General features: G+C 71.6%; 17 protein-coding genes, 1 pseudogene and 1 riboswitch. Of the genes and pseudogenes, 7 read left to right on the top strand and 11 right to left on the bottom strand.

Annotated features, from left to right (window positions below; genetic code table 11):
* The first annotated feature begins 15 nt into the window (after nucleotides 1–15).
* Both QFZ26_RS02215 and QFZ26_RS02210 read left to right on the top strand, forming a co-directional pair.
* On the top strand, nucleotides 16–603 hold the full coding sequence (locus tag QFZ26_RS02215) for a GNAT family N-acetyltransferase (RefSeq protein ID WP_307038845.1): 588 nt from the start codon (nucleotides 16–18) through the stop codon (nucleotides 601–603).
* Between the two features lie 39 nt (nucleotides 604–642).
* Nucleotides 643–1,146 (top strand): deaminase, encoded by a 504-nt coding sequence (locus tag QFZ26_RS02210; RefSeq protein WP_307038844.1) that lies wholly within the window; start codon nucleotides 643–645, stop codon nucleotides 1,144–1,146.
* Nucleotides 1,147–1,203: 57 nt separating this feature from the next.
* On the opposite strand, the gene QFZ26_RS02205 is transcribed toward QFZ26_RS02210, so the two are convergent.
* Nucleotides 1,204–1,683, bottom strand: a complete 480-nt coding sequence (locus QFZ26_RS02205; RefSeq protein ID WP_307038843.1) for a hypothetical protein — start codon at nucleotides 1,681–1,683, stop codon at nucleotides 1,204–1,206.
* Between the two features lie 30 nt (nucleotides 1,684–1,713).
* Nucleotides 1,714–3,606, bottom strand: a complete 1,893-nt coding sequence (locus QFZ26_RS02200; protein ID WP_307038842.1) for an anthranilate synthase family protein — start codon at nucleotides 3,604–3,606, stop codon at nucleotides 1,714–1,716.
* Nucleotides 3,607–3,884: 278 nt separating this feature from the next.
* On the opposite strand from QFZ26_RS02200, the gene QFZ26_RS02195 reads away from it, so the two are divergent.
* Complete coding sequence (locus QFZ26_RS02195) at nucleotides 3,885–4,688, top strand: putative protein N(5)-glutamine methyltransferase (RefSeq protein ID WP_307038841.1); 804 nt, start codon at nucleotides 3,885–3,887, stop codon at nucleotides 4,686–4,688.
* A gap of 18 nt (nucleotides 4,689–4,706) precedes the next feature.
* Here the strand turns inward: QFZ26_RS02195 and QFZ26_RS02190 are convergent, their stop codons facing one another.
* Complete coding sequence (locus tag QFZ26_RS02190) at nucleotides 4,707–5,354, bottom strand: phosphoribosyltransferase (protein WP_307038840.1); 648 nt, start codon at nucleotides 5,352–5,354, stop codon at nucleotides 4,707–4,709.
* 420 nt (nucleotides 5,355–5,774) lie between these two features.
* Between QFZ26_RS02190 and QFZ26_RS02185 the strand changes: the two genes are divergently transcribed.
* Nucleotides 5,775–7,481, top strand: coding sequence for a VWA domain-containing protein (locus tag QFZ26_RS02185; protein ID WP_307038839.1), 1,707 nt, complete (start codon nucleotides 5,775–5,777; stop codon nucleotides 7,479–7,481).
* A gap of 77 nt (nucleotides 7,482–7,558) precedes the next feature.
* Here QFZ26_RS02185 and QFZ26_RS02180 read toward each other — a convergent pair.
* From QFZ26_RS02180 to QFZ26_RS02145, 8 genes and pseudogenes are all read right to left on the bottom strand, one after another.
* A pseudogene (locus QFZ26_RS02180) lies at nucleotides 7,559–9,047 on the bottom strand (DHA2 family efflux MFS transporter permease subunit).
* 265 nt (nucleotides 9,048–9,312) lie between these two features.
* Nucleotides 9,313–9,450, bottom strand: coding sequence for a hypothetical protein (locus tag QFZ26_RS02175; protein ID WP_307038838.1), 138 nt, complete (start codon nucleotides 9,448–9,450; stop codon nucleotides 9,313–9,315).
* Nucleotides 9,447–10,592, bottom strand: coding sequence for a cysteine desulfurase family protein (locus QFZ26_RS02170; protein WP_307038837.1), 1,146 nt, complete (start codon nucleotides 10,590–10,592; stop codon nucleotides 9,447–9,449). The genes QFZ26_RS02175 and QFZ26_RS02170 overlap by 4 nt, the downstream gene beginning before the upstream one ends.
* Complete coding sequence (gene nadC, locus QFZ26_RS02165) at nucleotides 10,589–11,479, bottom strand: carboxylating nicotinate-nucleotide diphosphorylase (RefSeq protein WP_307038836.1); 891 nt, start codon at nucleotides 11,477–11,479, stop codon at nucleotides 10,589–10,591. The genes QFZ26_RS02170 and nadC overlap by 4 nt, the downstream gene beginning before the upstream one ends.
* Nucleotides 11,479–12,993 carry an L-aspartate oxidase gene (gene nadB, locus QFZ26_RS02160; RefSeq protein ID WP_307038835.1) on the bottom strand — a complete coding sequence of 505 codons (1,515 nt, stop codon included), beginning with the start codon at nucleotides 12,991–12,993 and terminating at the stop codon, nucleotides 11,479–11,481. Before nadB ends, nadC begins: the two co-directional genes overlap by 1 nt.
* A 3-nt stretch (nucleotides 12,994–12,996) precedes the next feature.
* Nucleotides 12,997–14,364: a quinolinate synthase NadA gene (gene nadA / locus QFZ26_RS02155; protein ID WP_307038834.1), complete on the bottom strand. Its 1,368-nt coding sequence runs from the start codon at nucleotides 14,362–14,364 to the stop codon at nucleotides 12,997–12,999.
* Entirely contained in the window at nucleotides 14,361–15,074 is a 714-nt protein-coding gene (locus tag QFZ26_RS02150; RefSeq protein ID WP_307038833.1) for an NUDIX hydrolase, read from the bottom strand. Before QFZ26_RS02150 ends, nadA begins: the two co-directional genes overlap by 4 nt.
* Nucleotides 15,075–15,227: 153 nt before the next feature.
* The gene (locus tag QFZ26_RS02145; RefSeq protein WP_307038832.1) at nucleotides 15,228–16,193 is read right to left on the bottom strand and encodes a hypothetical protein; all 966 of its coding nucleotides are present in this window, start codon (nucleotides 16,191–16,193) and stop codon (nucleotides 15,228–15,230) included.
* A 179-nt stretch (nucleotides 16,194–16,372) separates the two neighbouring features.
* Nucleotides 16,373–16,477, top strand: a riboswitch (glycine riboswitch).
* 167 nt (nucleotides 16,478–16,644) lie between these two features.
* On the opposite strand from QFZ26_RS02145, the gene gcvT reads away from it, so the two are divergent.
* From gcvT to gcvP, 3 genes are read left to right on the top strand one after another with little or no spacing between them, the layout of a single operon-like run.
* The gene (gcvT, locus tag QFZ26_RS02140; protein ID WP_373460668.1) at nucleotides 16,645–17,838 is read left to right on the top strand and encodes a glycine cleavage system aminomethyltransferase GcvT; all 1,194 of its coding nucleotides are present in this window, start codon (nucleotides 16,645–16,647) and stop codon (nucleotides 17,836–17,838) included.
* Between the two features lie 57 nt (nucleotides 17,839–17,895).
* Nucleotides 17,896–18,267 (top strand): glycine cleavage system protein GcvH, encoded by a 372-nt coding sequence (gene gcvH / locus QFZ26_RS02135; RefSeq protein WP_307038831.1) that lies wholly within the window; start codon nucleotides 17,896–17,898, stop codon nucleotides 18,265–18,267.
* 8 nt (nucleotides 18,268–18,275) lie between these two features.
* Nucleotides 18,276–21,173, top strand: a complete 2,898-nt coding sequence (gene gcvP / locus QFZ26_RS02130; RefSeq protein WP_307038830.1) for an aminomethyl-transferring glycine dehydrogenase — start codon at nucleotides 18,276–18,278, stop codon at nucleotides 21,171–21,173.
* Nucleotides 21,174–21,272: the final 99 nt, after the last annotated feature.

The following is a 21,272-nucleotide window of genomic DNA, read 5'->3' as shown; positions in this document are numbered from 1 at the left end:
CGATACTGATCGGCGATGATCGACGAATTGCGCACCGAACGCCTTCTGCTCCGCCCCCTCACGATCGACCACGTCGACGACTACCACCGCGTCTATGGTGACCCGCGCACGTGGGTTCACCTGCCGAGCGGCCGACACACGAGTCGCGGCGAGTCCGCGCGGGCGATCGAACGGTCGATGCTGAGCCACCGCGCTCACGGGTTCGGGCATTGTGCCGTCATGCTCCGCGAGCCGGTCGACGGGCTCCCGGCCGGCGCGTTCCTCGGTTCGGCCGGCGCCGCGATGCTCGGCTTCGACGCGTGGAACCTCGGCTATCGCTTGGCCCCCGAGGCGTGGGGCCACGGCTTCGCGACCGAGGCGGCCACCGTCGCCCTCGCGGCCGCGCGCGACGCCCGCCCCGAGACGCCCGTCACCGCCCGGGTACTGGCGAACAACACCTCGTCGGTGCGCGTGCTCGAACGACTGGGACTCGAACTCGCGTGGAGCGGTGCGTCGAGCGCGGCTCCATCCGGCCCGGATGACACGACGCACCTCGAGCGGCTGGTCTTCGCCGATCGCCCGCTCGACGACGCGACACTCGACGCGGTCATCGCGCTCGGCTGAACGCGGGCGCGTCGCGGCGGGTCGGGGCAGACTCGAGGCATGGGAATCTCCGAGACCGACCTCATCCACCTCCGACGCGCCGTCGAGCTCGCGCGCGAAGCCGCCGACGGGGGCGACGGCCCGTTCGGGTCCGTGCTCGTCGACGCCGACGGCGTCCAACGTTTCGCCGATCGCAACCGCGAGGTGAGCACGGGCGACGAGACGAGGCATCCCGAGCTCGAGATCGTCCGGTGGGCGGTCACGCACTTGACGGCCCACGAGCGCGCCGCCTCGACCGTCTACACGTCAGGTGAGCACTGCGCGATGTGCGCCGCGGCGCACGCGTGGGTCGGGCTCGGGCGCATCGTCTACGTCGCCTCGGCCGCGCAGATCACCGAGTGGCGCGCCGCCAGGGGAGCCGCGCCGTCAGCGGTCGCGCCGCTGCCGATCACGATGGTGGCGCCGGGCCTCACGGTCGACGGCCCGGCCGACGAGCTCGTCGCCGAGGTGCGGGTGCTCATCGAGCGTCAGGCAGCACCGCGCCTCGATCCCAGCGACCGCTGACGCGACGGGCGGCGGGACGATGTCCCGCCGCCCGATTGACCGATCCGGCCGGTCCGCTCAGATGCGGCGACCCGTGTCGGTGTCGCGACGTTGCGTCGTGTCCGCGACGTGCTGGCCGCCGGCGTGGTCGCGTTCGTCACGCTGAGCCGTGTCGCTTCGACCGTCTCGATCGGTGTCGACGTCGGGGTCGACGGAGTCGGCCTTCTGCAGGCGCTCATCGACGTCCGTGCGCAACTGCTGCGCATCCGACTGGTGCGCCGCACTCTCGCGGGCGAGCCGCTCCGACTCCAGCCGCGCCTTGAGGGCGTCGGCTTCGGCCTGCTTCGCGGCCGCCGCGGCGCGTGCCGCATCGGCCTCACGTTCGCTGCGCGCGACATCCGTTCGCTGGGCGTCTTCTCGCAGCTCGGCCGCCTTCTTGCGCTCGGCCTCGACGTGAGCCTCGCGACGCTTCCGGCTGTTCATGAACATGACGACCGCGATGATCGCGATGACGACGACGATGCCGACGATGATCCACACGATGGTGCTGGTTTCCACGATGATCCGCCTCCTCTGGGTCGGTTCGCGTCAAGCCAAGCCTGACGAGCCGGATGGCCGCAATGCCTTGCCAAACGCGGCGGAGTGCGGGATTATCCGCACGTTTCCGAGCAGGCCGTCGAGCAGGCGCTCGAGCGCGGCGAATCCGTCGGGCGAGGTCACCGACTCGAGGTGGCCCTGCACGGAGGCGACCGAGAGTCCGCGCAGCGCATGCACCACACCCGTCGCGGCATCCGATGCCACCTCGAGCCCGAGCCGTGGCGTGGTGGCTGCGTTCCGGCCCAGCGCCGTGAAGGTGTTGTAGAAGCCGATCGCCGCATCGGTGCCGAACAGGTCGATCGTCAGCTGCACGCCCTGCCTGGGTGTCGCCAACGGCGCGAGCGGCAGGCCGGCCAGGTCGGCGAGGACCTGGTGACTCAGGCACACGGCGAGCATCGGGCGGCCCGACTCGAGACGCGCCGCAATGAGCTCGCGAAGGCGCCTGATGCGCGGGTCCTCGTCGTTGCGCGGGTCGCCCGGGCCGGGGCCGAAGACGATGAGGTCCTCGGATGCCTCGGCCGACGCCTCGTGCCACGGCACCACGTGCGCGTCGACCCCGAGCGAGCGCAGCTGGTGCGCGAGCATCGTCGTGAAGTCGTCACCCGCGTCGATCACGAGGGCGCGCGCGCTTCGCGACGCGCGAGCTGCCTGCGGGATGCGCCAGAACGCCGCGAGGTGCTCGTTGCGCGCATCGAGCACGCCGTCGAACCGCCCCACGTCAGGCACCGTTGCGCGCGATCCCGCCCGCGGGATCGCGCCGAGCGCCGTCAGCACGCCCGCCGCCTTGGCGCGGGTCTCGGCGACCTCGCTCGCCGGATCGGAGTGCCGCACGAGCGTCGCCCCGACCGGCACGCGCACACCGCCATCGCCGTCGAGGTAGGCCGTGCGGATGAGGATCGGGGCGTCGAGGTCGTATCCGGCGGCCGTCGGGGTGAATCGCGCGAGCACGCCCGCGTAGTATCCTCGCGGCGTCGTCTCGTGCCGCGCGATCACGCTGCAGGCGTTGCCCATCGGCGAGCCGGTCACCGTCGGAGCGAACATCGTGCGGCGAAGCACCTCACGCGGGTCGAGGGTCGAGTGGCCCTCCAGCACGTACTCGGTGTGCGTGAGCTGAGACATCCGCTTCAGGAACGGACCGCGGATGACGCCGCCGTCGGGGCAGACGGCGCTCATCATCTTGAGCTCCTCGTCGACGACCATCACGAGCTCCTCACGCTCCTTCACATCGTCGAGGAAGGCGCGGAACGCGTCGTCGTCGTGCCCGCCGGGGCCGTGCCGGAAGGTGCCGCTGATCGGGTTCATCGACACGACGCCGCCGATCGACGAGACGTGCCGCTCGGGCGTCGCTCCCGCCGCCGCGAGTCCGGGCGTGTGCACCGCGAAAGTCCAGTACGCGCCCACCTCGTGCTCGAGGAGCGCACGCAGCCACCCCAGCACGGTCGCCGCGGGCGGGGCATCCGTCGATCCCGTGAACTCGCGCCGGATGACGAAGTTCGCACCCTCGCCCCGGCCGATCTCCTCGTCGATGACGCGGCGCACGATCGCCGCGTAGTCGTCGTCGCTCACGTCGACATCGAGATCCACGGCGACCGGATGCCGCGGCAGCAGCTCGATCGCCTCGGCGACCGGAACCGACTCGCGCTCGCGCACCACGAGGCAGCGAAGCGGAGCACCGTCGTCGTGCGCGGCGAACCCGCGTTCGCGCACCTGGCGGAACGGCACGATGGCGAGCACCTCTGCGCCGTCGAGCGGGATGTCGGCGAGTCGTTCGACGTCGACGACCTCGCCCACGAGCACGTCGACGGTGGGGTCGTGCTCGCGATGGAGCACCGCGAACGGCGGCGCGTCGGTCGCGGCGAGGAGCGAATGCAGCAGGCGGGTCATGTGAGCCTCCGGTCGGGCCTTCGGCCGGAGCATCCCGCAGAAACACGAAACGACCGCCCTCGGGCGGTCGTACGTCGAAACGTGGAGTCCGCCTAGGAGGCGGGCCACCAGGTGCGGATCGACGCGGTCATGCCCTGCACTCTAGGCGAATCCGCGCTGGAATGCACGTGCGCGCGGAATCAGCGGCCGAGGACGTCGCGCAGCGCGGGGTCGAGCTACTGCGCGCCTGGCATCCGTCACGCCGCCAGCCCCGGAGGCGACGCGGATACGATGCCAGAATGCCCGCCACGATCGACTCTGCCCTCGTCAGCCGCCTGCGCGCGGCCGGGTGCGTGTTCGCCGAAGACGAGGCGGCGCTGCTGCTCGCGGCGGTCGACGGCCGGCCGGATGCCGCAGCCGAGCTCGAGCGACTCGTCGTGCGCCGCGTGGCGGGCGAGCCTCTCGAGCAGCTGCTCGGCTGGGCCGAGTTCGCCGGCCGCCGCATCCTGCTCGAACCGGGCGTCTTCGTTCCCCGCCGCCGCACCGAGCTGCTCGCGGCCGAGGCCGCCCGGCTCGCTCGATCGGCGGGCGTGGACGGGCACCGGCCCGTCGTCGTCGACCTGTGCTGCGGCGCCGGTGCGATCGGTGCGGCGATCGCGGATGCCGCGGGCCCGATCGAGCTCGTCGCCGCCGACCTCGATCCCGCCGCCGTTCGCGCGGCACGCCGCAACCTCGGGCCGCTGAGCGCGCGGGTGGCGGAGGGTGACCTGTTCGACGCGCTCCCCGGCGACCTCCGCGGTCGCGTCGACGTGCTGGCGGTCAACGCGCCCTACGTTCCCACCGGCGACATCGCGATGATGCCCCCGGAGGCGCGAGACCACGAGGCGTCGATTGCCCTCGACGGTGGAATCGACGGCCTCGACGTGCACCGGCGCGTCGCGGCATCCGCTCGCGATTGGCTCGCACCTGGGGGCTGGCTCCTGATCGAGACGAGCGAGCGTCAGGCTCCGGCGACCGTCGCGCTCATGGCGGCCGGTGGGCTCGAGGCCCGGATCATCCACGATGACGAGATCGGCGGAACGGTCGCCATCGGCCGCGCCTGAGCGCGGCCGGCACACCGCTCACCCGTCGCCTGCCCGCGACGCCGCGAGCAGGGCCAGCACCTCGGCATCCGTCGTCTGCCCGAAGTCGAGGTAGTGCATTCCGACGGCCATGAAGCCACGAGGCGTCGAGAGGCAGACGACCTCGTCGACCTCGGGCATGGCCGCGATCGACGCGAGACTGTCTGGCGCGGCCACCGGGGTCGCCACGACGACCCGGGTCGCCCCACGCGCTCGCGCGACGAGGCAGGCGACGCGTGCGGTGGCCCCGGTGGCGATGCCGTCGTCGACGATCACCGCAGTGCACCCCGCGAGATCCAGGGGCGGGAGGTCACCTCGGAACCGGCGAACCCGGGTCGTGAGCTCATCTCGCTCGCGCTGCTCGACGCGAGCGAGATCCGCGGGGGCTGCGTGGCCGGCGATGTCCTCGTTCACCACCCGCGCGCCCTGTTCGCCGATCGCGCCCATCGCGACCTCGGGCTGGCCCGGCAGACCCAGCTTGCGAACGACCAGCACGTCGAGCGGGGCGTCGAGCGCGCGTGCGACCTGGTCGGCCACGGGCACACCGCCGCGGGGGAGTCCGAGCACCACCGGGTGCGGCAGGTCATGACCCTCGAGCGCAACGGCGAGACGTCGTCCGGCCTCGATGCGGTTGCGGAACTGTTCCATGCGTGTCACCTGTCTTTCCCCGGACTACCGGGCGGTGTCTCGTTCGTCAACCCCTTGTCGCGTCTCTTGAGCGGCATCTAACGTCGAAGCAGATGGAGGAGCTCCAAGCCGAGGCCCGAGGACGGGCGAGCCGAGGCCGGGTTCGAATCCGTGGAACGTCGCAACGAAGCGAAGCAGCGCCTGCGTGACGGTTGAGGGAGCGTCCGCGCAGGACGGGGGAAATACAGGGGCTGGGTGCCAGGGGGCACCCGGCCCCCTTCCTCGTGTGCTCCGGCGTGCGAGCCGCGCCGGACCGGGCAAGTAACGAGTGAAATTCGCGTATCGGGCCGCGTCGCCTACACTGATTCAAATCCCTCCCCCTGAACGGGGGAACCCGTTCAAGGATTCGGCGGGCCACGGCCACGTCGGCTTGGAGTACCCGTGGGTCGTCACAGTATCGCGGCGCCGGTGAAGATGCCGGGCCGTAGGTTCATCCTGTCCATCGTCGCCGCCGTCGCCGTCATCGGCCTCGTCGGTTCCGGCGTCTTCCTCTGGGTGGGCGGCTACCTGAACCCGCTCTTCGCTGCGGCGGAGGCCGGTTGCACCGACCCGGAGCGGCTCGACATCGTCGCCGACACGTCCATTGCGCCCGCACTCGCCGACATCGCGAAGGCCTACGACGCGGACTCCGAGAACTGCGTCGATACGAAGGTCACGGCGCAGGATTCCGCCGACACGGCCGCGGTCCTCGCGTCGGGCGCGTCCGAGGCCGATGCCTGGGTGCCGGAGTCCAGCGTCTGGCTCGACCGAATGAACGCCACCGCGGCTTCGCTCGGCCAGCCGGCTCCCGAGGTCGACGTCCGGCTGTCGATCGCGTCCACGCCCGTCGTGTTCGCCGCTGCCGCGACGAAGGCCACCGAGCTGGCTACCGAACCGGTCAGTTGGGGCCGCGTGCTCGGCGGCACGTTGCCGACGATCCTCCCCGACCCCGAGGCATCCGCTGCCAGCCTCGCCGGACTGCTGGCACTGCGCGGGCATTCCTCGCCCGACGATCCGCGCCAATTCGCGGGGGCCATGATCGAGCTCGGCAAGACCATCCCCGCATCGACCGGTGCGGCGTTCGGCGCGCTCAGCGCGACCGAGCAGCCGGCGGTCGTCGTGACGACCGAGGCGCAGGTCGCCGCCTACAACCTCGACGACCCCGCGGAGCCCCTGGTTGCCGCGTATCCGGCCGACGGCACGGTGCTGCTCGACTATCCCTGGGTGCAATTGCGGCCGGATGCCACGCCCGACCAGGGCTCGGCCGACCGCCGCGAAGCGGCCACCGCGACGAAGGCCGAGCTGCTCGACGCGTTCGAGGCCGCCGTCCGCGACGCCACGACCACGCTCGCGAGCGTGGGCTTCCGGGCTCCCGACGGCACCGGCGAGCTCGATCTCGACGGCGTCGGCGCCGCGCCGCCCGCTGCCACCGCTGCGCTCGACGGTCCCACCCAGCTCGAGATCCTCCGCGCCTGGGGCGTGTTGACCCTGCGTTCGCGCATGCTCGCGGTCATCGACGTGTCGGGCTCCATGGAGGAGCCGGCCGAGAACGGCCTCCGCCGCATCGACATCTTCCAGCAGGCCGCGATCGGCGCCATGCAGAAGTTCTCGGGCGAGGTCGAGCTCGGCGTCTGGGTGTTCTCCACCGCGCGCAACGGCGATCTCGACTACGAGGACCTCGCGCCCATCGCGCCGCTCGGCGATGCAGCTCACATGCAGGGCATCGCAGGCATCATCCAATCGCTGCCCGCCCGCCTCGGCGGTGCGACCGGCCTGTACGACACGACGCTCGCCGCCGTGCAGCGGGTGCGCGAGACGTACGACCCCGAGAAGGTCAACTCGGTGCTGCTCATCACCGACGGCAAGAACGAGGACGAGAACGGCATCGACCTCGACACGCTGCTCGCCGAGCTCGCCAAGATCGACGACCCGACGAAGCCGGTGCCGGTCATCATGATCGGCTTCGGGCCCGACACCGACCTCGCGGCGATGCAGCGCATCGCCCAGGCGACGAAGGGTGCGGCCTACTCCGCGTCGAGGCCCGAAGACCTCAGCACCGTGCTCGTCGATGCGCTCTCACAGCGCAGCTGCCGTCCGAACTGCGGCTGAGCGAACGCGGCCGCAGGGCCGACCGAGACACACGAAGGGCCCGGCACGATGCCGGGCCCTTCGTGTTCGAGCGTGGTTCAGACCTCGGACGCTGCGGCCTCGAGCGCGGCGTCGGAGCGCGGGCCCTCCATCATGTCGGCGGGCTTGCGCACGAAGAACGCGCCGACGATCGCGCCGATCGAGAGGATCGCGCCGACGAGGAACGCCGCCCTGATGCCGGCCGCTGTCGCGACCTCGGCGGAGGCGCCGGTGGTGGTCGCGACACTCAGCGACTGGGCGGCCATGATCGTCACGAACAGCGCCGTGCCCGCGGCACCCGCGACCTGCTGCACAGTGCCGACGATCGCCGAGCCGTGCGAGTAGAAGCGCGGCTCGACGGAGCCGAGCGCTGAGGTGAACAGCGGCGTGAACATGAAGGGCCAGGCCGGCGGAGAGCACGACGTGCGCGATCAGCAGCAGCCACGGCGACGTCTGCTCGGTCACCATCGTGAGCGACCAGAGCACACCGCTGACGACGATGGCACCGGGGATGAGCAGCGGGGTCGGCCCGAAGCGGTCGAACAGGCGGCCGACCGTCGGCCCGAGCAGGCCCATCGTGAGACCGCCGGGCAGCAGCAGGAGCCCCGTGGCGATCGGCTCGAGGTGCAGCACGTTCTGCAAGTAGATCGGCAGCAGGATGATCGTGCCGAAGAGCGCGGCCATCATGATCGTCATGAGGCCGACCGAGATCGCGAAGTTGCCCGACCGGAACGTGCGCAGGTCGAGGAGTGCGCGGTCGGAGGACTGCAGCGCGAGCTGTCGCCAGATGAACGCGCCCACGCCGATGGCGCCGACGGCGAACGCGATGAACATCGGCGCCGCGCCCGCGCCACCGCCGCCGGCTTCGCCGCCGATGAGGCTGAGGCCGTAGACGATGCCGCCGAAGCCGAAGGCCGAGAGCACGACCGAGAATACGTCGATGGGGATGACGCGCGGCTCGCTCACGTTCTCGACGCGGCGGATGCCGATGATGAGCATCGTGAGCGCGATCGGCAGCACGAGCCAGAACATGAACCGCCAGCTGAGGTAGTTCAGGATGAGGCCCGAGATCGTCGGGCCGATCGCGGGTGCGACCGACATGACGATCGAGACCCGGCCCATGAGCCGCCCACGGTCGCTCGGCGCGACGAGGGTCATGAGCGTCGTCATGAGCAACGGCATCATGATCGCCGTGCCGCTCGCCTGCACCACGCGGGCGAGCAGGAGCATCTCGAAGCCCGGGGCGAGCGCCGCGATGAGCGTGCCGGTCGAGAAGAGGCTCATCGCGGCGATGAAGATGGGCCGCGTGGCGAAGCGCTGGAGCAGGAAGCCGGTGATCGGGATCACGACGGCCATGGTGAGCATGAACGCGGTGGTGAGCCACTGCGCCGCGGAGACGGAGATGTCGAGGTCGACGACGAGATGGGGGATCGCCACGCCCATGATCGTCTCGTTGAGGATGACGACGAAGGACGAGGCGAGGAGGAGCCAGATCACCCGGTTGTTGCGGGCGCCGTGCAGCGCCTCGATGTCGGAGTGCTCGTGCATGGTGGTGTCGCCGGGGGGCGGCCCGGAGGCCGGCGCTGCGACGGAGTCGTTGAGATCGGGAACGGCGCGTTCGGTCACGGAAATTGCTTCCAATCGATTTCGGCGCACAGCTGCGCCGGGATTTGCGTCGAATAGCTTGGTCAACAGGCGGCGGGAGACGAACTATTCCCCGATCCGGAGATGGATCGCAATGCATGGAAAATTGCTTCGAAGGCGCAGTCGCCGGCAGGGGGTGGCGTCGGCGCGGATCGGGTCGCGGCGTGCTCTACGGGGCCGGAGCAGGCCCGTCGGTCGGCTCAGCCTCGGGGAGCCACTCGCGGAGCAGCTCTTCTTCAGGGGCGAGCTCTTCTTCGACCCGGCGGTCGAGCTCGTCGTCTGCTGGGGTTGGTGTCGAATCGCTCATGATTCCACGATATCGCGCACCGCCGACACCGCCCTGGCGACGGATGCCGCGGCATCCGCGATCTCGTCGGCCGTCGTCTCGCCGCCGAGGGTGAACCGCACCGCGGTCTGCGCGAGCTCGGCCGGCAGGCCGATCGCCGTGAGCACGTGCGACGGCTCGTCGCTCCCGGCCGCGCACGCGGACCCGCTCGAGCAGACGACGCCGTCGCGCTCGAGCTCGAGCAGCACCGCTTCTCCGCTCGTGCCGGGGAACACGAACGAGACCGTGCCGGGAAGGCGTCGTGCGGGGTCGCCGGTGAGGCGCGCGCCGGGCACGGTGTCGACGACGCGCGCCGCGAGGTCGGCGCCGAGCGCGGCGACGCGCGGCGCGACATCCGCCCGCTCCGCCTCGGCGAGCCGGAGCGCCGTAGCGAACGCGACGGCTCCTGCGACGTTCTCGGTGCCCGAGCGTCGCCCGCGCTCCTGACCGCCTCCGTGCAGCACCGGCTCGAGCTGCAGCCGTCCGCGCACGATGAGCGCCCCGGTGCCCTTCGGCGCGCCGACCTTGTGCCCTGCGAGCGAGAGCGCGTCGACGCCGAGCTCGTCGATCGAGAGCGAGAGCCATCCGGCGGCCTGCACGGCGTCGCTGTGCATGAGCGCGCCGTGTGCGTGCGCGAGCGCCGCGAGATCCGCGACCGGCTGCACCGTGCCGATCTCGTTGTTCGCGAGCTGCACCGAGACGAGGGTCGTGTCCGGCCGGAGGACCCTGGCGAGTGCGTCGGCCTCGACCACCCCGCCCGCGTCGACGGCGACCTCCGAGATCTCGAATCCGTGCTGTCGCGAGAGGTGGTGGGCGGACTCGAGCACCGCCTCGTGCTCGATCGGCGAGATCACGAGGTGCCGGCCGCGCGGGTTCGCGAGAGCGAGTCCCTTCACGGCGAGGTTGTCGGCCTCGGTGCCGCCGCTCGTGAAGACGACGTCGCCCGGACGGCAGCCCACCACGGCGGCGACCTCGGCGCGGGCTGCCGCGAGTGCGCGGGCGGCCTCGTCGCCGAGCCCGTGCCGGCTCGACGGGTTGCCGAACGCCCCCGTGAGGAACGGCCACATGGCCTCGAGCGCCTCCCGGCGCACGGGCGTCGTCGCGGCGTGGTCGAGGAAGATCACGGATGCCCCGCCCTGCCGGGCGCCGACGTCGCGCCAGTGCCGACGGCGATGTCGAGCCCGAGGTCGAGCGACCGCACCGAGTGCGTGAGCGCGCCCACCGAGATGACGTCGACGCCCGTCGAGGCGATCGCCGCGACCGTCTCGAGCGAGACGCCCCCCGATGCCTCGACGATGGCGCGCCCGGCGATGAGGGCGACGCCGGCACGCAGTTCGTCGACCGAGAAGTTGTCGAGCATGACGGTGTCGGCGCCGCCCGCGAGCACCGGCTCGATCTGGTCGATGCGGTCGACCTCGACCTCGAGGTGCGCCGTGTGCGGCATCCGCTCGCGTGCTGCGCGGAGCGCCTCGGCGAGATCCTGGCCGCCGGCGGTGAGCACCGCGAGGTGGTTGTCCTTCGCCATCACCGCGTCGGAGAGCGAGCGGCGGTGGTTGCGCCCGCCCCCGTCGCGCACGGCCTGGCGCTCGAGGCTGCGAAGCCCAGGGGTGGTCTTGCGGGTGTCGACGATGCGCGCCGGGGTGCCAGCGGTCGCGCCCACGTAGCGTGCGGTGAGGGTGGCGATGCCCGACATCCGCTGCACGAGGTTGAGTCCGACGCGTTCGGCGCGCAGGATGCCGCGTGCCGGCCCGCTCACCCGTGCGAGCACGTCACCGGCGACGAAGTGGTCGCCGTCGCCGGCGAGGCGCTCGATCGAGATGGCAGGGTCGACGAGGCGGAACGCCGCGGCGAACACCTCCAGGCCGCTCAGCACTCCGCCCTCACGGGCGACCAGCTCGGCCGTCGCGGCGGCGCGCACCGGGATGAGCGTCTCGGACGTGAGGTCCCCCCACGGCGCATCCTCATCGAGGGCGGCTCCGACGATGCGGTCGATCTCGCGGGCGTCGGTCATCAGGCTGCCTCCTCGGCATGGCGGGCTGCGGCGAGCGGGTCGTCGCTGCGGAAGTGGGCACCCAGGCTCTCGCGCCGTGCGAGGGCCGCGTCGACGGTGAGCCGGGCGAGGTCGAGGAGGTTGCGGTCTTCGGCGGAGCGCCGATCGAGTGGCTCCGGCGAGCGCCAGGACGAGAGCGTGGCGGATGCCTCGGTGAGCCCCGCCTCGTCGCGCTCGAGCCCGACGTGCTGCCACATGAGGGTTTGCAGCGCCGCTCGTTCGACCAGCTGCCCGCGTGCGGTGAGGACAACGGTGGTGACGACCGTCGCGGCGGACGCGGTGGTCACGGCAGACGGGGCGGTCGCCGCGGGCGCGACGCCGAGCGCCCGGGCGGCACGGTCGGCGAAGACCGCCGCCTCGAGCAGCGAGTTCGACGCGAGGCGGTTCGCCCCGTGCACGCCGGTGCGGGCGACCTCGCCGACGGCGAACAGGCCCGGAAGGCTCGTGCGTCCGTCGAGGTCGGTCACCACGCCTCCCATGCCGTAGTGGGCGGCGGGCGTCACGGGCACCGCCTCGTTCGCCCAATCGAAACCGGCGGCGCGACACGCGGCGTCGAGCCCCGGGAACCGGCGGGCGAGGTGCTCGCGACCGAGTGCCGTCGCGTCGAGCAGCACAGGCGCCCCGCCCTGAGCGATGGCCTGCCGCCAGACCGCGCGGGCGACGACGTCGCGGGGTGCGAGCTCGCCGCGCGGATCGACATCGAACATGAATCGCCGTCCGTGCGCGTCGCGCAGCACCGCCCCCTCTCCGCGCACCGCCTCGGAGATGAGCGGCGTGCCCGGCGCAGCGAGCGCCGTCGGGTGGAACTGCGTGAACTCGAGGTCGGCGAGCTGCGCCCCCGCCCGCCAGGCCGCGGCGATGCCGTCGCCCGTCGCGACGGCGGGATTCGTCGTATACCGGGAGAGGCATCCGCTCCCGCCGGTAGCGAGCACGACCGCGTCGGCACGGCGCACGGTGATGGCTCCGGATGCCTCGAGCACGCGTGCGCCCGCGACCCGGCCGCCCTCGACGACGAGGTCGACCAGCATCGCACCCTCGTCGATGTGCACGGCGCGCCGCCGCACGGTCGCGACGAGTGCCGCCTGGATCGCCGCACCGGTCGCATCGCCGCCGGCATGCAGGATGCGCGGACGCGAGTGCGCGGCCTCGAGCCCGCGCTCGAGCCCCGATTCGCCGCGGTCGAAGGCGACGCCGAAGCGGATGAGGTCGCGCACGCGCGCCGGCCCCTCGTCGCAGAGCACCCGCACCGCGCCTGGGTCGGCGAGGCCGGCTCCTGCCGCGATCGTGTCGGCGGCGTGGCGTGCGGCCGAGTCGTCGGGGAAGAGCGCCGCGGCGATGCCGCCCTGCGCGTAGCGGGTGTTGCCCTCGTCGAGCTCGGCCTTCGTGACGAGCTCGACGGTGTGCCCGGCATCCGTCGCCCGCACCGCGGTCCAGAGGCCCGCGATGCCGCCCCCGACGACGAGCACGTGCGCCATGGGTCAGACTCCTGCCGCGGGTGCCGGCACGGGTGCCTCGGGCGGCTTCGCCGCGAGCATCCGCTCGAGGGCGAGGCGGGCGGGGTCGGCGACCGTGTCGGGCACCGTGATGCGGTTGACGACGCGGCCGGCGACGAGCTCTTCCAGCACCCACGCGAGATAGCCGGGGTGGATGCGGTACATCGTCGAGCACGGGCAGACCACGGGGTCGAGGCAGAAGATCGTGTGCTGCGGGTACTCGGCGGCGAGGCGCTGCACGAGGTTGATCTCGGTGCCGATCGCAAACGTCGAGCCCGCGGGCGCCGCCTGGATGGCCTTCACGATGAAGTCCGTCGATCCGGCGGCATCCGCTGCGTCGACGACGGGCATGGGGCATTCGGGGTGCACGATGACCTGGACGCCCGGGTGGGTCTCACGGGCCGCGGCGATCTGGTCGACCGTGAAGCGCTTGTGCACCGAGCAGAAGCCGTGCCACAGGATGACCCGGGCGTCGGCGAGCTCAGCGGGGGTGCTGCCGCCGAGCGCCTTGCGCGGGTTCCACATCGGCATCTGCTCGAGCGGCACGCCCATGGCCTTCGCGGTATTGCGGCCGAGGTGCTGGTCGGGGAAGAACAGCACACGCTGCCCGCGCTCGAAGGCCCACTCGAGCACGGTCTTCGCGTTCGACGAGGTACACACGATGCCGCCGTGCCGGCCGACGAAGCCCTTGAGCGCGGCCGACGAGTTCATGTAGGTGACCGGGATGACGGGCACGCGACCGTCGGCGCCGACCGCCGCGAGGTCGCCGTAGACCTCCTCGAGCTGCTCCCAGCACTCCTCGACGCTCGACTCGTCGGCCATGTCGGCCATCGAGCAGCCCGCGGCGAGGTTGGGCAGGATCACGGCCTGCTCAGGGGCCGAGAGCAGGTCGGCGGTCTCGGCCATGAAGTGCACGCCGCAGAAGACGATGGCCTCGGCGTCGGGCCGGCTCAGCGCCGCGTTCGCGAGCTGGAACGAGTCGCCCACGAAGTCGGCGTGCTCGATGACCTCGTCGCGCTGGTAGAAGTGCCCGAGCACCACGACATGGTCGCCGAGGGTCGCCTTCGCCGCGCGGATGCGCTCGTGCAGCTCCTCGTTCGACGCCGTGCGGTAGGCCTCGGGCAGCGCGCCCTGGCGCGGTGAGCCCGTGGGGATCACGTCGCCCATCGAGGAGCCGGGCCCATAGCTCGCGGGGCCGCCGTCGAACTCCCACGGGCCCTTCGCGAGTTCGGGCGCACAGGCCTCGCCGGCGGCGGCTCCGCTCGTGATGAGGCGGATGCTGCGGTCGACGGATGCCGCGGCGCGCGTTCGCGCGGTGTCGCGGGCGGGTGCCGGGGCGGGTGCGATCGTCATGAGCTCATCCTCGAGAGGGGAAGGATCCGGTCGGGGGTGACCGGGTCGGCGGAGGTGTCGAAGCGGTAGAGGGCGGGAGGCCGGTGCGGGGTGCCCGCGAGTCGCTCGCCGGTGTCGACGAGCGTGCCGGACGCCTCGATCGTGCGACGGAAGTTCGCAGGGTCGACGCGCTTGCGCAGCACCGCCTCGTGCACCCCGCGCAGCTCGGCCATCGTGAACGTCTCGCCGAGGAACTCGTGCGCGATGCGCGAGTACTCGAGCTTCGTGCGGAGGCGCAGCAGCGCGTAGTCGATGATGTCGCGGTGGTCGAACGCGAGCTCGGGCAGGTGGTCTTCGTCGAACCAGCACACGTTCTCGTCGGAGACCGCGCGCTCGACCTCGTCGGAGTGCACGAGCGCGAAGTAGACAACCGAGACGACCCGTTCGCCGGGGGAGCGGTCGGGCGCGCCGAATGTGTAGAGCTGCTCGAGGTAGTTCGGGGCGAGGCCGGTGGTCTCGTGCAGGGTGCGGGCCGCCGCCTCGTCGAGGCCCTCGTCGACCGGCAGCCAGCCGCCGGGCAGCGCCCACCGGCCGGCGCCCGGCTCACGGAGTCGGCGCACGAGCGGGAGGCGGAGGCTCGGCGCGGCGGCGCCGGTGTCGGGACTGAGCGCGAAGATCACGGTGGAGACCGCGAGGCGGGCCTGCGCGCTCACGCTCGACTGCTGGGACATCCGCTCACCTCCGATGCTCAGAGTCAGAATGACTCGAAGTGCCGGGATCAGCTTACAGTCACAATGACCTGAACACCAATCGGATGACGCGGCTGCTGGTGCCCGCCGGTCTGCTGGTCAGTAGAGCGCCCTTCGGGTCATGCATTCCCTGCATTACCGACCAGCAGGCGAGCCATCCCAGCCTCGCGAGCGAAGGCGCGCATCGATGCGGGTGACCAGGGCGTCGGATGCCGCATCGGTGCGGTGCTCGGGGAGGTCGTCGGCGGTCACCCGCACCGTGAGCCACCCGACGTCGTACAGACGCTCGTACCTGCTCACGTCGACCCGGAACTGCTTCGGGTCGCGGTGGTGGTCGCCCTCGTACTCGATGCCGACGCGGAACCGGGGATACGCGAGGTCGAGCATCGGCTCCCATCCGAGGAGCCGCGCATCGCGCACCGTGTAGTTGATCGCGGGCTGCGGTAGGCCGGCTCGAATCATGCGGAGTCGCAGGCGCGACTCGCGGCGCGACAACGGTCCGTACCGGATCAGCTCGAGCGCTTCGCGGAGGCGGGCGGCGCCGACGCTGCCACGATGCAGCTCGGCCGCGGCACGGAGTCGTTCGACGCTCGCCATGGGGTTGCGGCCGCCGACCGGCATCCGGCCGGTGATGATGAAGTCGCCGGCGGCGACGAGGTCGTCGAGGTCGAGCATCGGTGCGAGCTGGCACCACGTCGTCGCGGCATCCGTCATGCGGATCGGACCGGATTCGAGCACCTGGGTGCGCGAGCGTTCCAGCGCATGCCCGATCACGCCACGGACGCGCGGACGAGGGGCGCCGTGGAGCACCGACACGTGCAGCCGCCGGTCGAGTTCCAAGTGCAATGGCAATGGCACGCCGTTCAGCAGCGCGCTCGTCGAGTGGCTGAAGAACTGGCGCTCGGGCATTCGAACCGCATATGCCTGCACCAAGTCGTGGATCGACGGCTCGATGCGGGCAGGCATGCGACTCCCACGAAAGGGCATCGCCAGGTCGGACGCCGCCAGTCGGCCACGTCCGACGCCCGCGCCACGTGCGTCACCGACCGCGAACGCCGCACGTTGCGCGAGCTCAGGCGGCAGGTCGGCGGGGCGGCGCATCGCCTCAGCCTGCCGCGTGATCGCCGCCCACTCGCGAATCCATCCACAGACCGCGGGACCCGCTGCGTCTGCTGGTCGGTAGTGCAGGCAATGCGCCGCGCAGAGGGCGCAGTACTGACCAGCGGATGCCGCAGCCCGGCCGCTGCTAGGATCAGCCGTACAACCTCATACCGGGCCATCGACGCGTCGCGGGAGAGTCGGTCGTGCTGTTCACGCAGCAGTGGCCGGCACCGAAGGAGCAAGCCTCCCCGCCAATCTCTCAGGTCACACACCGCGATGACGAGGCCGCTCTGAAAAGTGGATGCCGCACGCCCGCGGCAGCCCGCCCACGGTGAAAGCGCGTCCCCGCGTGAAACTCTCAGGCTCATGACAGAGGGGGAGTTCCCACGCGGCACACGCCGTGCGATTCGCGATTTGCCGTTCGTTTCGGCAGCCAGTCTGGAGAACTCTCGTGACCCCCGAACCCGGTAGCGCAAGCCCCGAGGCATCCGTCGACACGTCGACCGAGCGCCTGAGCCCACTCGACGCGGTGCACCGCGCCGCAGGAGCGAGCTTCACCGATTTCGCCGGCTGGCAGATGCCCGTGCGCTACTCGAGCGATCTTGCCGAGCACCACGCGGTCCGGCAGTCGGCCGGCCTCTTCGACCTCTCCCACATGGGCGAGATCGTGCTCATCGGCCCCGAGTCGGCCGCCGCGCTCGACTTCGCGCTCGCCGGCAAGCTGTCGGCGATCGAGGTCGGGCAGGCGAAGTACTCGCTGCTCCTCGCCGAAGACGGCGGCATCATCGACGACCTCGTCGTGTACCGCACGGGCGACGACCGGTACATGGTCGTGGCGAACGCCTCGAACGCCCGTGTCGTCGCCGATGAGCTGCGCTCCCGGGCCGCCGGCTTCGACACGGCCGTCGAAGACGAGAGCGACGACATCGCGCTCATCGCGCTGCAGGGGCCCGACGCACTCGAGGTGCTGCAGCAGACGCCGGGCTTCGGCATCCAGGGCGCGGGCAACGACAACGACGACTTCGTCACGGCGCTCGCCGCGCTGAAGTACTACCGCGCGATTCCCGCCGAGTACGAGGGCGAGCCCGTGCTCGTCGCGCGCACCGGCTACACCGGCGAAGACGGCTTCGAGCTCTATGTCGCGCCCGAGCGGGCGGCCGCACTGTGGGACGCCCTCCGCGAGACCGGCGGCCCGCGCGTCGTGCCCGCCGGGCTCGCGAGCCGTGACACGTTGCGCCTCGAGGCCGGCATGCCGCTGTACGGTCACGAGCTCAGCCGCGACATCCTCCCGGTGCAGGCGGGCCTCGGCCGCGTGGTCGCCCTCACGAAGGAGGGCGACTTCGTCGGTCGCGCGGCGATCGAGCAGGGACCCGCGGCGGATGCCCCGGTGCTCGTCGGCCTCACCGCCGAAGGCCGTCGCGCACCCCGCGCCGGCTACGAGGTGTACGACGGCGAGGGCGCCGGCGCGAAGCGCGTCGGCGTGATCACGAGCGGCGCGCTCTCGCCGACGCTCGGCCACCCCGTGGCGATGGCGCTCGTCGCACCCGCTGCCGCCGAGCCCGAAGGCGAGCTCTTCGTCGACGTGCGGGGCTCGCGCGTGGCGGCATCCGTCGTCAAGCTCCCCTTCTACAAGCGCAACGCCTGACCCGCGTCGCGCATCTGCACCGCTGACCGCACGACCGCACGCACTCGAGGAGAGATCATGACCGACCAGACCGCCCTGCAGTACACCGAAGAGCACGAGTGGCTCCGCGTCGACGGCGACGTCGTGACCATCGGCATCACCGACTACGCGGCCGAGAAGCTCGGCGACGTCGTCTACGTCGACCTTCCGGCACCCGGCACGGCCGTCACCGAGGGCAACGTCGTGGGCGAGATCGAGTCGACGAAGTCGGTAGGTGAGCTCTTCGCGCCCGTGAACGGCGAGGTCGTCGAGGTGAACCAGGCCGTCGTCGACGCGCCCGAGCTCGTCAACAGCGACCCCTTCGGCGAGGGCTGGCTGATCAAGGTCACCACCACCTCACTGCCCAAGCTCCTCACGCACGACGAGTACCGCGCACTGGTCGGAGAGTAACGAACCACATGAGCACCGCCACCTCCTCGGCCTTCGACCTCGACGCGTTCGGTCGCCGGCACATCGGCACGAGCCCCGACGACCACCAGCGGATGCTCCGCGAACTCGGCTACGACTCGCTCGACGCGCTCATGACCGCCGCCGTGCCGACCTCGATCCGCATGCAGGAGGTGCTCGACTCGGCGATCCCACCGGCGGCGACCGAGCGCGAGGCGCTCGCCGAGCTCGCGGCACTCGCCGAGCAGAACACCGTGCGCACCTCGATGATCGGCCTCGGCTACTCGGGCACGATCACCCCCGCGGTGATCCAGCGCAATGTGCTCGAGAACCCCAGCTGGTACACCGCGTACACGCCCTACCAGCCCGAGATCTCGCAGGGCCGCCTCGAGGCGCTCATCAACTTCCAGACGATGGTCTCCGACCTCACGGGGCTCGACACCGCCAACGCGTCGATGCTCGACGAGGGCACCGCGGTCGTCGAGGGGATGCTCCTGGCCCGCCGCGGCTCGAAGTCCCCGTCGAACCGCTTCATCGTCGACGCCGACGCGCTGCCCCAGACGCACGCGCTCCTCGAGTCGCGTGCCGAGGCCGTGGGCATCGAGCTCGTCGTCGCGGCCCTCGACGAGGGCACGGATGTCGCCGCCCTCGGCGAGCACTTCGGCCTCTTCGTGCAGTACCCCGGCGCCTCGGGGCGCGTGTGGAACCCGGCATCCGTCATCGCCGCATCGAAGGCGCAGGGCGCGCTCGTCGTGGCCGCCGCCGACCTCCTCGCGATGGCGCTGCTCACGAGCCCGGGCGAGCTGGGCGCCGACGTCGCCGTCGGGTCGAGCCAGCGCTTCGGCGTGCCCATGGGCTTCGGCGGGCCGCACGCCGGCTACATGGCCGTGCGCGCCGGCCTCGAACGCCAGCTGCCCGGACGCCTGGTCGGCGTCTCGCAGGATGCGTCGGGGCATCCCGCCTACCGCCTCAGCCTGCAGGCGCGTGAGCAGCACATCCGCCGCGAGAAGGCGACCTCGAACATCTGCACCGCGCAGGTGCTGCTCGCCGTGATGGCAGCGATGTACGCGGTGTACCACGGCCCGCGCGGCATCCGTCACATCGCGTTCTCGACCGCCGCGAAGGCGAACGCACTCGCCGCCGTGCTCACCGACTACGGCCTGACCCTCGCGAACGACGAGTTCTTCGACACGATCCGCGTCCACGTGCCCGGACTCGCCGCCAACGTCGTCGAGCGCGCCCGCGAGCTCGGCGTGAACCTGTGGCAGGCAGGCGAGGCGACCGTGCACGTCGCCGTCGACGAGACCACGACCGAGACCGAGCTCTCGCTCGTCGCGCAGGCGTTCGGGCTGCCCGAGCGCACCGAGGTGCCGATCTCGCTTCGCGAGCTGCCCGCGAGCCTTCCGGGCGCACTCCGCCGCACGAGCTCGTACCTCGAGCACCCGGTCTTCAACACGCACCAGTCCGAGACGCAGATGATGCGCTACCTCAAGCAGCTCGCCGACCGCGACTACGCGCTCGACCGCGGCATGATCCCGCTCGGCTCGTGCACCATGAAGCTCAACGCGGCCACCGAGATGCAGTCGGTCACGTGGCCCGAGTTCGCGAACCTGCACCCGTTCGCGCCCGAGGCCGACGTCGAGGGCACGCTCGGGCTCATCGAACAGCTCGAGAGCTGGCTCGCCGAGGTCACGGGTTACGACACGGTCTCGCTGCAGCCGAACGCGGGCAGCCAGGGCGAGCTCGCGGGCCTCCTCGCGATCCGCGGCTATCACCGTGCGAACGGCGACGTCGACCGCGACCTGTGCCTCATCCCCTCGAGCGCGCACGGCACGAACGCGGCATCCGCCGTGCTCGCCGGCATGCGCGTCGTCGTCGTCGCGTGCGACGAGCTCGGCAACGTCGACCTCGACGACCTGCGGGCGAAGATCGCCCAGCACTCCGACCGCATCGCCGCGCTCATGATCACCTACCCGTCGACGCACGGCGTCTACGAGCACGAGGTGACCCGGATCACCCAGGCGGTGCACGACGCCGGCGGCCAGGTGTACGTCGACGGCGCGAACCTCAACGCGCTGCTCGGCTACGCCCGCTTCGGCGACTTCGGCGGCGACGTCTCGCACTTGAACCTGCACAAGACGTTCTGCATCCCGCACGGCGGCGGCGGACCGGGCGTCGGCCCGGTCGCGGCGAAGGCGCACCTCGCGCCGTTCCTGCCGGGGCATCCGCTCGCCCAGCGTGCCGACCACTCCGGCGGCGTCACCCACGACGGCGGACCGGTGTCGGCCGCGCCGTACGGCAGCGCCTCGATCCTGCCGATCTCGTGGGCGTACGTGCGCATGATGGGCTCAGAGGGACTGCAGCAGGCGACCGCCGCCGCCGTGCTCTCGGCCAACTACGTCGCGGCCCGCCTTCGCGACCACTTCCCGGTGCTCTACACGGGTGACAACCACCTCGTCGCGCACGAGTGCATCCTCGACCTCCGGCCGCTCACGGCGGCCACGGGCATCACGGTCGACGACATCGCCAAGCGGCTCGTCGACTACGGCTTCCACGCGCCGACGATGTCGTTCCCCGTCGCGGGCACGCTCATGGTCGAGCCGACCGAGTCCGAAGACCTCGCCGAGCTCGACCGGTTCATCGAGGCGATGGTCCTCATCAAGGGTGAGGCCGACGCGGTCGCACGCGGCGAGTGGCCGGCCGACGACAACCCGCTGCGCAACGCCCCGCACACCGCCGAGTCGGTCATCGCGGGGGAGTGGACGCATCCGTACACGCGCGAGCAGGCCGTCTACCCCGTGCACTCGCTCGTTCGCAACAAGTACTGGGCGCCCGTGCGCCGCATCGACCAGGCCTACGGCGACCGCAACCTCGTGTGCGCGTGCCCGCCCGTGGAGGCGTTCGCGTAGCGGGTCTCCGGTGGCCCTTCGGCCGCGCCGGAGCCTCAGCCGAGGAGCCCGCCCCACACGGCGCGGGCTCCCGAGTCGCCGACGAGCACGATCATCACG

This window comes from Agromyces ramosus (assembly GCF_030817175.1).
Lineage (GTDB): Bacteria > Actinomycetota > Actinomycetes > Actinomycetales > Microbacteriaceae > Agromyces > Agromyces ramosus_A.
This window is presented reverse-complemented; position numbering and strand designations above follow the sequence as displayed.